This is a genomic window from Methylobacterium sp. J-092, assembly GCF_022829325.1.
GTDB lineage: Bacteria > Pseudomonadota > Alphaproteobacteria > Rhizobiales > Beijerinckiaceae > Methylobacterium.
The window spans coordinates 33,219-44,836 of the sequence record NZ_JAKSXU010000209.1 but is presented as its reverse complement, the minus strand read 5'-3'; the positions used below and the strand labels follow the sequence as shown (position 1 = coordinate 44,836).

The 11,618-nt window shown below is 70.3% G+C and carries 11 protein-coding genes; 5 read left to right on the top strand and 6 right to left on the bottom strand.

All coding sequences use genetic code 11. The annotated features are described in order from the left end of the window. Nucleotides 1-96: 96 nt before the first annotated feature. Genes MKK60_RS26710 through MKK60_RS26700 form a run of 3 tightly spaced genes read left to right on the top strand, consistent with a single transcriptional unit; the run spans nt 97 to nt 1,880 of the window. On the top strand, nt 97-798 hold the full coding sequence (locus MKK60_RS26710; protein ID WP_243989119.1) for a uracil-DNA glycosylase family protein: 702 nt from the start codon (nt 97-99) through the stop codon (nt 796-798). A 12-nt stretch (nt 799-810) separates the two neighbouring features. Further along, complete coding sequence (pyrF, locus tag MKK60_RS26705) at nt 811-1,530, top strand: orotidine-5'-phosphate decarboxylase (protein WP_243989118.1); 720 nt, start codon at nt 811-813, stop codon at nt 1,528-1,530. A 5-nt stretch (nt 1,531-1,535) separates the two neighbouring features. Continuing rightward, complete coding sequence (locus MKK60_RS26700; protein ID WP_243989117.1) at nt 1,536-1,880, top strand: DUF1330 domain-containing protein; 345 nt, start codon at nt 1,536-1,538, stop codon at nt 1,878-1,880. A gap of 10 nt (nt 1,881-1,890) precedes the next feature. Here the strand turns inward: MKK60_RS26700 and MKK60_RS26695 are convergent, their stop codons facing one another. Then, nucleotides 1,891-2,517 (bottom strand): TetR/AcrR family transcriptional regulator, encoded by a 627-nt coding sequence (locus MKK60_RS26695; RefSeq protein WP_147726032.1) that lies wholly within the window; start codon nt 2,515-2,517, stop codon nt 1,891-1,893. A 144-nt stretch (nt 2,518-2,661) separates the two neighbouring features. Here MKK60_RS26695 and MKK60_RS26690 point away from each other — a divergent pair, with 144 nt between their 5' ends. After that, nucleotides 2,662-3,432 (top strand): SDR family NAD(P)-dependent oxidoreductase, encoded by a 771-nt coding sequence (locus MKK60_RS26690; protein WP_243934380.1) that lies wholly within the window; start codon nt 2,662-2,664, stop codon nt 3,430-3,432. Nucleotides 3,433-3,576: 144 nt separating this feature from the next. After that, a complete protein-coding gene (locus tag MKK60_RS26685; protein WP_243989116.1) occupies nt 3,577-5,259 on the top strand; it encodes a methyl-accepting chemotaxis protein in 1,683 nt (560 codons plus the stop codon). 61 nt (nt 5,260-5,320) lie between these two features. On the opposite strand, the gene MKK60_RS26680 is transcribed toward MKK60_RS26685, so the two are convergent. From MKK60_RS26680 to MKK60_RS26660, 5 genes are all read right to left on the bottom strand, one after another. Beyond that, nucleotides 5,321-5,518, bottom strand: a complete 198-nt coding sequence (locus MKK60_RS26680) for a hypothetical protein (RefSeq protein ID WP_147842373.1) — start codon at nt 5,516-5,518, stop codon at nt 5,321-5,323. A gap of 353 nt (nt 5,519-5,871) precedes the next feature. Next, nucleotides 5,872-6,969: a Gfo/Idh/MocA family protein gene (locus MKK60_RS26675; protein ID WP_243989115.1), complete on the bottom strand. Its 1,098-nt coding sequence runs from the start codon at nt 6,967-6,969 to the stop codon at nt 5,872-5,874. Nucleotides 6,970-7,056: 87 nt separating this feature from the next. After that, on the bottom strand, nt 7,057-8,853 hold the full coding sequence (locus MKK60_RS26670; protein ID WP_147726037.1) for an NADPH-dependent assimilatory sulfite reductase hemoprotein subunit: 1,797 nt from the start codon (nt 8,851-8,853) through the stop codon (nt 7,057-7,059). A 187-nt stretch (nt 8,854-9,040) separates the two neighbouring features. Continuing rightward, on the bottom strand, nt 9,041-10,813 hold the full coding sequence (locus MKK60_RS26665; protein WP_243989114.1) for a sulfite reductase flavoprotein subunit alpha: 1,773 nt from the start codon (nt 10,811-10,813) through the stop codon (nt 9,041-9,043). Nucleotides 10,814-10,924: 111 nt separating this feature from the next. Further along, nucleotides 10,925-11,440, bottom strand: a complete 516-nt coding sequence (locus tag MKK60_RS26660) for an Lrp/AsnC family transcriptional regulator (RefSeq protein WP_147725948.1) — start codon at nt 11,438-11,440, stop codon at nt 10,925-10,927. Nucleotides 11,441-11,618 lie beyond the last annotated feature (178 nt).

Here is an 11,618-nt window from a genome sequence, read left to right as displayed (position 1 = left end):
TGCAACCACGGCGCGGGCCTCGTCCCGCGCCGTTTCTTTTGGTCGCGTCGGTCGGGGCTCGCCGAAGCGCGACGCGGTGCCCATGTCGCATCCAGCATGGACACCGCCTTCGACCGCACCGCCGCGCGCCTGCGCGCCTGCCGGATCTGCCGCGACGCGCCGCTCTACGGGCCGCCGCTGCCACAGGAGCCGCGCCCGATCGTCCAGGGGACCGCCACGGCGCGGCTGTGCATCGCCAGCCAGGCGCCCGGAACGCGGGCGGACCGCACCGGCATCCCGTTCATGGACCCGTCGGGGGTGCGCCTCCGGTCCTGGCTCGGTCTCGACGAGCCCGCCTTCTACGACGCGAGCCGGGTGTCGATCGTGCCGATGGGCTCGTGCTTCCCGGGGCTCGATGCCAAGGGCGGCGACAAGCCGCCGCGGCGCGAATGCGCCGAGCGCTGGCGCGACGAGCTCTTCGCCGGCCTGCCGCATCTCGAGCTCGTCCTGGTGATCGGCCAGTACGCGCAAGCGTGGCACCTCGGCAAGATGCCGGACGGGCTCACCGGCACGGTGCGGCGCTGGCGCCAGATCCTCGCCGAGCCGCGTGCCCCGCGTGTGCTGCCGCTGCCCCATCCGTCCTGGCGCAACAACGGCTGGCTCAAGCGGGAGCCCTGGTTCGAGGCCGAGCTTCTGCCGGTGCTGAAGGCCGAGGTGGCCCGCGTCATGGCGGGCGGGGTCACGGCGAACGGAGTCATGGCTTCCCGTGTCATGGCTGCCCCCGCGGGGGCGCGATTGACACCGCACCCGGCCGCGTGATCGGGAACTGCGATGCGAGATCAGCCGAACCCGAGTCCGACCGCCCCGCGCGACCGCCTCATCGTCGCCCTCGACCTCGACGACCCGGCGGCGGCCCGCGCGCTGATCGACCGGATCGGGGACGCGGCGACATTCTACAAGATCGGCTACCGCCTGGCCTATGCCGGCGGCCTGTCGCTGGTGCCGGAACTCGCCGCGCGCGGGCTCAAGGTCTTCCTCGACCTGAAGCTGCACGACATCGGCAACACGGTGGAGGAGGGGGTGCGTGCGCTCTCCGGCCTCGGCGCGACCTTCCTGACGGTGCATGCCTACCCGCAGACCATGCGCGCGGCGGTGCGCGGGCGCGGCGCGTCCGACCTGAAGATCCTCGCGGTGACGGTGCTCACCTCCTACGACGAGGGCGACGCGCGCGAATCCGGCTACGCGCTGCCGATCTCCGACCTCGTCGCGCACCGCGCCTTCCAGGCGGCCGAGGCCGGCATCGACGGCATCGTCTGCAGCGCCTTCGAGGCGGAGGCCGTCCGCACCGTCGTCGGCCCGGGCAGCCTGATCGTGACGCCGGGCATCCGCCCGGCCGGCAGCGCCGCCGGCGACCAGAAGCGGGTGATGACCCCGGGCCAGGCGCGCGCGGCGGGCATCGACCACGTCGTCGTCGGCCGCCCGATCACCGCTGCCGCAGATCCGCGCGCCGTGGCACAAGCGATCCTCGCCGAGATGGCAGCACAGGAATGACGAGAATGACGCGCGGCTACTGGATCGTCCGGGTCGATGTGCGGGACGCGGAGGCCTACAAGGACTACGCCGCCTCGAACGGCGCCGCCTTCGCCGAGTTCGGCGGCCGCTTCCTCGTGCGCGGCGGACGCTTCGAGGCGGTGACCGGGACGGCGCGTGCCCGCAACGTGGTGATCGAGTTCGCGAGCTACGACGACGCGCTCGCCTGCTGGAAGTCGGACAGCTACCAGGTCGCGCGCGCCAAGCAGAAGAACGGCGCCGATGCCGACATCCTGATCATCGAGGGCTACGACGGCGAGCAGCCGAACGTCGGCATCGCGCCGGAGCCGGCCAACCCCGCATCGGAGTGACCGACCGGTCTTAGCGGCCGGCCGGTCGCAGGCTTCGCAGCAGGAACGCGATCATCACGTCGAGGTCCGGCACGGGGGCGTCGGGATACTGGCTGACCAGCAGCGGATGGCTGTAGCGCGCGATCGCCGTGTGCAGGCAGCGCGCCGTGCCGGCCGGATCGTCCGTCTCGAACTCGCCGCGCGCGACGCCGTCGACGACGATCCGCTCGAAGACCGCCCCGATCCGGTCGACGTGATGGCGGCAGACCTCCCAGCTCTCGCTCATCGCCGCCTCGATCATCTCGTGCATGCGCGGGAAGGCGCGGCAGCGCTCGGAGGTGTCGCGGTACAAGGCCCCGATCACCGCCGTCAGGCGGTCCGCGGCGCGCGAGCCCGGGGCGTCGGCGATCGTCGAGATCAGCGCCTCGACCTCGCCGACCAGGCGCTCGACCACCGCCTCGTTGATCGCCTTCTTCGAGTCGAAGAACCGGTAGACGTTGGCCGGGCTCATCTTCAGCGTCTTGGCGATGTCGGCGACCGTGGTCTTCTGATAGCCGATCTCGCGGAACGAGCGCTCGGCCGTCGCCAGGATCCGGCAGCGCGTCGTCGGCGCGCTCTCGTCGCTCTGGATGCGTTCTAGGTCGACGGCGATGGTCATGGACCGAGCGTATGCCGCAATCCGGCAAAGCGTCAAAATGTCGGACCGCGCACCTGTGAGGAACCGGGCCGCGACGCCGGAATTGGCCCGCTGAAACGGCCCGATGGCGGGGCCGGACCACCTCCAGCAGCGAAGCCGGCACCGATGAAGCTCGAAGGCAAGAAGGCCCTGATCACCGGTGCGGATTCCGGGATCGGCCGGGCCACCGCACTCCTGTTCGCGCAGCACGGCGCGGACGTCGCGATCACCTACAACACCGACGCGGACGGCATCGCCGAGACCGCGCGCCTGGTCGAGGAGACCGGGCGCCGGGCGCTGGTGATCCAGAACGACGTCGGCGACCCGGCCTCCGTCACCGCCACCTTCGACCGCATCGCCAGCGACCTCGGGCCGATCGACATCCTGGTGGCCAATGCCGGGCAGGCGATGAGCGGGATGGCGGTGGCGGACATGGAGGATGCGCGCCTGGAGCAGATCCTGCGCGTGAACCTGATGGGGCCGCTGTTCTGCGCTCGCGCCTTCATCAAGCTGCGCCGGGTGCAGGGCGGCCGCGGCAAGATCGTGATGGTCTCGTCGGTCGCGCAGCACCTGCCGACGCCGGAAAGCGCGCCCTACGGCATGTCGAAGGCGGGCGTCGGATCGCTCTGCCGAAGCCTGTCGCGCGAGCTCGCCGAGGACAAGATCAACGTCAACAACGTCGCGCCCGGCCTGATCGAGACGCCGATGACCGCCGACCGCTTCGAGGACCCGAAGGTGCTCGACAAGTCGCTCGAGCGGATCCCGTGGCATCGCGCCGGGCAGCCCGACGACATCGCCAAGGCGATCCTCTACCTCAGCAGCGACGATGCCGACTACGTCACCGGGCACACCCTCGTCGTCGACGGCGGCCTGACGATGCAGTGGGGCGGCGCCTGAACCGCGACCGGCCGTTTCGACCGCGTCTGTCGGGAAATCTCGGCAACGTTAACAGGATGGTAGCGGACTTCAGTCACATCTGAGGGTATGCTGTTCCAGTTCAGAACCAGAGCCCCAGCGCGCACCATCGACGCCTCCACGCCAATGGAGGCGGTCGAGCAGCCCAAGCCCGTGGCGGCCGTCGCGGCGCGCCTCGACGGCGACGTCGTGAACGCCATCGAGGAAGACGTCCGCTGCGCGATCGAAGGGGTGAGCCGCGCGATCGAGACCGCGCAGAGCGACGTCGCCGAGATGAAGGGCGGCCTCTCCGCGATCCGGGCGCAGATGGACGACCTCGTCCAGGTCTCGCGAAACGCGGCCGCCGCGACCGCGAGCCTCGCCGGCCAGACCGGAAGCCTGTCGACCCTCGCGAGCCAGACCGCCCCGGCCATGTCGCAGGCCGGCGGCCATCTCGACCATGCCGGCGATCGCGGCTCCGAGGCGCGCGCCCTGATCGCGACGCTGGCCCAGGCCGGCAACGAGATCGCCGGCATCGTCGACACGATCGCCGCGGTGGCGCGGCAGACGAACCTGCTCGCGCTCAACGCCACGATCGAGGCCGCCCGCGCCGGCGAGGCCGGGCGCGGCTTCGCGGTCGTCGCCGCCGAGGTCAAGGCGCTCTCTGTCGAGACGGCGCGGGCGGCCGAGGAGGTGCGGACCCGCGTCCTGCGCCTGCGGGAAGGCGCCGCCGCCTCCGGCGCCGCGATCGAGGCTGCGGCCGGGGCCATCGAATCGGTCCGCCCGTCCTTCGCCAGCGTCCGGGAGATCGCCGATATCCAGGCCCGCACGGTCACGAGCATCGTCGACGAGGCGACCCGCACCTCGGACCTCGTCGCGCATCTCGACGCGGATGCGGGCTCGGCCAGCGCCGCCGCGTTCGACCTCGACCGCCAGGCGGAGCGCATGCAGTCGGCCACCGCGTCCGCGGCCGAGCAGGCCGGCCGCCTGGGCCAGCGCTTCGTCACCGTGGTCCGCCAGAGCGAGCTCGGCGACCGGCGCCGGTTCGATCGTTACCCGGCCGACCTCCAGGTCCGCCTGCCGGATGGGCGCAGCACCCGCACGGTCGATCTAAGCGAGGGCGGCGTCCTGCTGCGCACGCCGGAGGGGGAAGCCATCGCGGTCGGCGCCGGCATCGTCATCGCGATCGACACCGTCGGCGAGGTCCAGGCGCAGGTGGTGGCGACGAGCGCGATGGGGGTGCACTGCGCGTTCCAGGCGAACGACGAGGCGTTCCGCGACAAGCTGCTGGCGAAGATCGCGTCGATCCACGCGGAGCACGCGCCCCTGATCGTCAAGGTCCAAACCCTGGCGGCGCAGGCCGCGTCGATCCTTGAAGGAGAGCTGGCCGCGGGGCGCGTGTCGGAGGCGGCCCTGTTCGACACCGACTACCAGCCGATCGCCGGCTCGAACCCGGCGCAGTTCATGACGCGCTCGGTCGAGCCGATCGTGCGGTTGCTCGGACCGATCCTCGAGGCGGAACTCGGGCGGGACGAGCGGATGATGTTCTGCATCCTGACCGACCGCAACGGCTTCCTGCCGTTCCACAACCGGGTCTACTCGCAGCCGCAGCGCAGCGACGACCCGATGTGGAATCACGTCAACGCGCGGAACCTGCGCATTTTCGACGACCGGACCGGCATCACGGCGGCGCGTTCGATGCGGCCGGTGACGCTTCAGGTCTACCGACGCGAACTCGGGACCCAGATCATCATGGTGACCGAGGTCGACGCACCGCTGAAGATCAAAGGGCGCCACTGGGGCGGCTGCCGGACCGCCTATCGCTTGTGACCGACGCGGGCCGGAGGACCCGCATCACCCTGATCGATCGAACGCCGAAAAAGCAGACGGCTTACGAACCGAACTGCGAGCCGAGCTGCTCGAGGTATTCGGCGAGGTCGACGCCGCCGACGCGCTTGCCGTAGTCGAAGCGCATGCCCTGGCGGATGTCGACCGCCGCGCTCTTGGTCGTCAGCGTGAACGGGCGGACACAGACCCAGGCGCCGTCGCGGCGATGTTCGAAGTATCCGAGGATTTCGTGCTTGGCCATGTCTCGGTCCCGTACGGATTTTCGGGATAACGAGCACGGCCCGACTTCGTTCGATGCGCGCGGAGATTTATCCGCATCTTACCGTCAAGCTTTGGTCTTTGCAGGGCAGCACGTGTTTGCTGCGAGGCAACATGGTGACGCATGACGAACCTTGTTCCGACGCGCATGAGCTGGGCGCTTCGTCGATCGCCGCCTCCCGCGCGTCCCTGGTGCCGAGATGCCGCGCAGCGACACCGCAGACGGCCGCGTGATCCCAAGAGCTTGCTGGTTACGAGGTCCACTCGGCGCGATCACTTCAGCACGCGGTGATGGGTAAGAGCGAGGCCGGTCGCAACGCCGGCCGCTCGCCGCGTTCAGCCGCCCGGCTTGGCGGCGTTGACGAGGTCCGGGGGCGTGATCTCGGGCAGCGCGATCGCCTGCGACGCATCCGGCCGCGTCCGGCGTCGCATCGGCGCGAGGGCCTGCGGCTGGCCGGTCTCGAGCGCGCGCTCGATCGCGGCGAGGATGCGGACGTCGGCCAGCCCCTCCTCGCCGTCCGGCTCCGGCACGCGGCCGTTCAGGATGCAATCCGAGAAGTACCGCGTCTCGGCCCCGAACTGGTCGACGCTCGGATAGGACAGGGCTTCGGTCTCGCCGCCACGGGTCAGCTCGCCCGCGAGCGACTGGCCGAAGGTGAAGCCCGGCGCCATCAGGAGGTCGCCCTCGGTCCCGGCGATGCGGTAGGCGTCGACCGAATCGGTCTCGTAGGAGACGGTGAACTGCGCGAGGCGGTCGCCGGGGAAACGGAGCGTGACCGCGACGGTGCCGTGGAAGGCGTAGGGGCTTCCCGGCCGGCGGGCACCATGGGCGTGGACCTCGACCGGCTCGTCGGCGAACAGGTTGCGCACGGCGTTGATCGGATAGGTACCCATGTCCGGCACCGGCCCGGCCCAGTAGCCCTGATGCGCGCGGTGGTTCTCGATCGCGACGTGCTGGCCGAAGGTTGCGGTGAAGACCAGCGGCTCGCCGATCGCACCGGTCCGCACCCGCTCGATCGCGTCGAGGGTGCCGGGCTCGAAGTGCAGGCGGTAGGCCAGCATCAGCCGGGCGTTGCCGCGCTCGGCCGCGGCGATGATCGCCTCGCACTCGGCGACGCTCGTCGCCATCGGCTTCTCGAGCAGCACATGGATGCCGGCCTCCAGCGCGGGCACGGCGAATTCGCGGTGCATCCCGTTCGGCGGCGCGAGGTAGACGGCATCGAACAGGCCGGAGGCCAGAGCCTCGGCGTAGCGGTCGTAGGAGAAGGTGGTCAGGCGATAGCGTTCGCCGAGCGAAGCGGCCTTCTCCGGATCGCCGGTGACCAGCGCCGTGATCGTGGAATTGCCGGTCTGCGCCACCGCCGGCATGAAGGCGGCCTGCGAGATCCAGCCGCCGCCGACCACCGCGTAGCGGATCGCCTTCGCATCACTCATGGTCGCCCCCGGGTTACGCCGATGCAGGCGCAACGCGAGGTGCGAGCCGAGGTTTCCGAACGCTAGCGGCGCGGAGGCGGTTTCGCGTCAGGCGGCGGGCTTCAGCGCGCCGATGTTGTCGTGGAAGTCGGGCCCGTTGGTGGTCTTCGCCACGTGGCCGGCGCGGACGAGGTAGTCGCCGAAGCGCTCGCCCGGATTGCGGCCGCGCGCGTAGTCGGCGAAGAGCGGGTCGAGGGTGTCGCGGATCTCGTCGGCCTTCACGTCCTCGCGGTAGAGCTTGCCCAGCCGCGAGCCGTCGAAGGCGGCGCCGAGGTAGAGGTGGTAGCGCTCGGGGCCGCGGCCGACGAGGCCGATCTCGGCGATGAACGGGCGGGCGCAGCCGTTCGGGCAGCCGGTCGAGCGGATCGTGATCTCGTCGTCCTGCAGGCCGTGGCGGGCGAGGCTCGCCTCCAGCTCGGTCATCAGGTCGGGCAGGTAGCGCTCGCTCTCGGCCAGGGCGAGGCCGCAGGTCGGCAGCGCGACGCAGGCGATCGAATTGCGCCGCAGGGCGCCGGCGCCCTTGGTCAGGCCGTATTCGTCGACCAGCGCCTCGATCGCCGCCCGCTTCTCGGAGGGCACGTTGGCGATGATCACGTTCTGGTTGCCGGTGAGGCGGAAGTCGCCCTCGTGCTCGGTGGCGATCCGGCGCAGGCCGCTCAGGAACTTGGGGCCGTCCTCGTAATCCTTGATCCGGCCCGACGGCACGTACAGCGTCAGGTGATGGCGGCCGTCGTCGCCTTCGGTCCAACCGTAGCGGTCGCCGTTACCGGTGAAGGTGAACGGCTTCGGGTCGGCGAAGGCCTTGCCGACGCGCTTCTCGACCTCGGCGCGAAACGCCTTCAGGCCGTAGCGCTCGATCGTGTACTTGAGCCGGGCGTTCTTGCGGTTGGTGCGGTTGCCCCAGTCGCGCTGCACCGTCATCACCGCTTCGGCGACCTTCACCGCCTCGTCCGGCTTGCAGAACAGCATCAGGTCGGCGGTGCGCGGGAAAGTGTCCGGCTCGCCGTGGGTCATGCCCATGCCGCCGCCGACGGTGACGTTCCAGCCGGTGAGCTTGTTGGCCTTGTCGAGGATCGCGATGAAGCCGAGGTCGTGCGCGAACACGTCGACCTCGTTCGAGGGCGGCACCGCGACGACGATCTTGAACTTCCGCGGCAGGTAGGTCTTGCCGTAGACCGGCTCGAACTCCTCCTCGCCGCCGACGACCTTCTCGCCGTCGAGCCAGATCTCGCGCCAGGCATTGGTCCGCGGCAGCAGCGAATCGGAGATGTCCTTGGCCAGCTCGTAGGCCGCGGCGTGCGCGTGGGTCTGGGCCGGGTTGGTCGCGGCCATGACGTTGCGGTTGACGTCGCCGCAGGCGGCGATGGTGTCGAGCAGCGCGGCGTCGATCGCCGCCATGGTGCGCTTGAGGTTCGACTTGATCACGCCGTGATACTGGAAGGTCTGGCGCGTCGTCGCGCGGATCGCGTCGCCGGCATAGGTCGTGGCGATGTCGTCCAGCGCGAGCCACTGCTTCGGGCTGATGACGCCGCCGGCGATGCGCAGGCGGATCATGAAGGCGTAGGCCTTGTCGAGCTTCTTCTTGGTCCGCTCCGGGCGCAGGTCGCGATCGTCTTGCAGGTACATCCCGTGGAACTTCACGAGCTGGCCGTCATCGTCGGAGATCGCGCCGGTGGCGTGCTTGAGCAGCCCGTCGGCGAGACCGCCGCGGAGATAGCCGCTGGCGATCTTCAGGTGCTCGTTGTGCGCGAGCCCCGCCGCCCGCGCGGCCTCCGCCTCGTCGATCGGGCGGCCGGTCGGCGGGGTCTCGTAGACGCGCTCGGAAGCAGGCTTGTGGTCGTCCATGGCGGTGATCCGACTTCGTTCTCGCAAATCTCTGGGGTCGCCGATCCCTCTTCCCTCTGCGGGAGAGGGTGGCCCGCGATGCGGGTCGGGAGAGGGGAGCGACATCTCCGGAAAGGGGGGGCCCCTCTCCCGACCCCTGCCGAGGCAGGGGCCACCCTCCCCCGCAGCGGGGGAGGGCCGGTGCATCTCAGTACACGTCCTGCTGGTAACGGCCGGCGCGCTCAAGGGCCGACACCGCCGCTGCGGCATCGTCGGCACTCAGGCCCTTCACCGCCGCGTAGGCGTTCTCGACCGCGACGCGGACGTCCTTGGCCATCGCCTTGGCGTCGCCGCAGACGTAGAGGTGCGCGCCGCCCTCCAGCCACTCCACCAGCTCCTCGCGATGCTGGTCGATGCGGTGCTGCACGTAGAGCTTCTCCGGCTGGTCGCGCGAGAACGCCACGTCGATCTTGGTGAGCGAGCGGTCCTCCAGCGCCTCCTGCCATTCGAGCTGGTACAGGAAATCGTGGATGAAGTGCCGGTCGCCGAAGAACAGCCAGGAGCGGCCGGTGGCCTCGACCGCGCGGCGCTCCTGCACGAAGGCGCGGAACGGGGCGACGCCGGTGCCGGGCCCGACCATGATGATGTCGGTCGCCGGGTCGGCGGGCAGGCGGAAGTGGCGGTTCGGCTTCAGGCGGACCCGGAGCTTGGCGCCGTCCGACATCCGGTCGGCGACGTGGGTCGAGGCGACTCCGGTCCGCGCCCGGCCGTGGGTCTCGTAGCGCACGGCGGCGATCACGAGGTGGACCTCGTCGCCGACTTCCTTGCGCGAGGAGGCGATCGAGTAGGCGCGCGGCGGCAGCGGACGGGTGATGCCGCCGAGATGCTCGGCGGTCAGGGCCGCCGGGTAGGTCTCGATCAGGTCGATGAGGTGGCGGCCCTCGATCCAGGCGCGGACCTCGCCGCTCTCGATCAGCCGCTTGGCCTCGTCGTGCCCGGTCGCCTTAACGAAGCGCTCGACCGTGGCGGCCGAGAGGGTGGTGATGTCGCGCTCGGCGAGCAGCGAGCGGCGCAGGGCCTCGTCGCCGGTCAGGCCGGTCGCCTTCAGGATCTCCTCGACCAGGGCCGGGTCGTTCTCCGGGTAGATCTCGAGCGAGTCGCCGGGCTCGTAGGCGGGCGCGCCGTCCTCGAAGGCCAGCGCGAGGTGGATCGTCTCCTTGTCCGAGCGCGACGAGTTGAGGTTCACGTGCTCGACCACCTCGACCACGACCGGCTCGCGGCTCGGCTCGGCATCCTCGTCCTCGGCAGCCGTGGCGCGGGCGAAGTCGACCGCCACGACGTTGTCGGCGGCGACCGGGGCTGGCGCCAGCGCCTTCAGCGTGTCCTTGATCCAGGCGGCGGCCGGCGTCTCGTAGTCGAGGTCGAGGTCGGCGCGCTCGGCCGCCCGCTTGCCGCCCAGCGCCTCGAAGCGCGCGTCGAGCGCCTTACCGATGGCGCAGAACTCGGCGTAGGAGGTGTCGCCGAGCGCGAGCACCGCGAACTCGACGCCGTCGAGGCGCGGAGCGCCGTCGCCCATCAGGGCGTTGTAGGTGTGGGTCGCGCGGGCGGGCGGCTCGCCTTCGCCCCAGGTCGCGGCGATGGCGACGAGCTTGCCGGCCTTCGGCAGCACGGCGAGGTCGAGGTCGGCGAAGTCGATGACCTTCGGCTTGAAGCCCTGCTTGCGCGCGAGCTTGGCGACGGTGCCGGCCAGGGCCTCGCAGTTGCCGGATTCGCTGGCGTAGATGATCGTCAGCGGCTCGGCGGCCTTCGGCGGAGCGGCCGGTGCCGCCGCAGGCTGCCCGCCGGCCGCGTCGATCCCGGCGAGGAAGCCGGCGAGCCAGGCGCGCTGGATCGCGGTGGCGCTGCCGAGCACGGCGTCGAGGCTGGCCCGCTCGCTGTCGCCGAACGGCGCGGTGCGGGGAAGAAGGCTTTGGCGTGACATCGGAAGACCATGTCGTGGGGCGGAAGGCCCCTGTCAACGGGAAAACGTCCGTTTTACAGAACGCTTGATTAGGAGAAGGAGTCGATCGTCGTTGCGGCGCAAAAAAGAACTTTATTCTCCGACCGCCACGAGGGTCGGCGGCAATCCCTGGATCTGGCGGCCGTTCGTCGGTGGCGCGGGCAGCGGCAGGGCCGTCGTCGACTTCACCTTCTCCATCGCGAAGCGCGAGGTGACGTTCTTCAACGGCAGCGTCGCGATCAGGCGCTTATAGAACGTGTCGTAGGCGCTCATGTCGGCCACGACGACGCGGAGCATGTAATCGACGTCGCCGGCCATGCGGTAGAATTCCAGCACCTCGGGCATCGCCGAGACGGTGCCGGCGAATCGCTCCAGCCACTCGCGCGAATGGTCGGCGGTCTCGATCGAAACGAACACGGTGAGCCCGAGGCCGAGCTTGACCGGATCGAGCACGGCGACGCGGCGGTCGATCACCCCGTCGGCCTCAAGGCGCTGGATGCGCTTCCAGCACGGGGTCTGCGACAGGCCGACCCGCTCGCCGATCGCGGCGATCGACAGGGTCGCGTCCGTCTGCAGCAGCGCCAGGATCTTCAGATCGATCGAATCCACGGCCAACCTCGCATCTCGACGTCGCTTCGCCATGCGGCCCATGCAGGGCGCCCATGAGAAGGAACTTCCATTTCCGCGCAACCGATCCCGATTGCGGCGTGTTGCCAGGGCTTACTGCATCGCAGCGCAGGGCATCCGGGCCTCGCGGCGGCGCCTTGACACCGTTCGTTATAGCGAA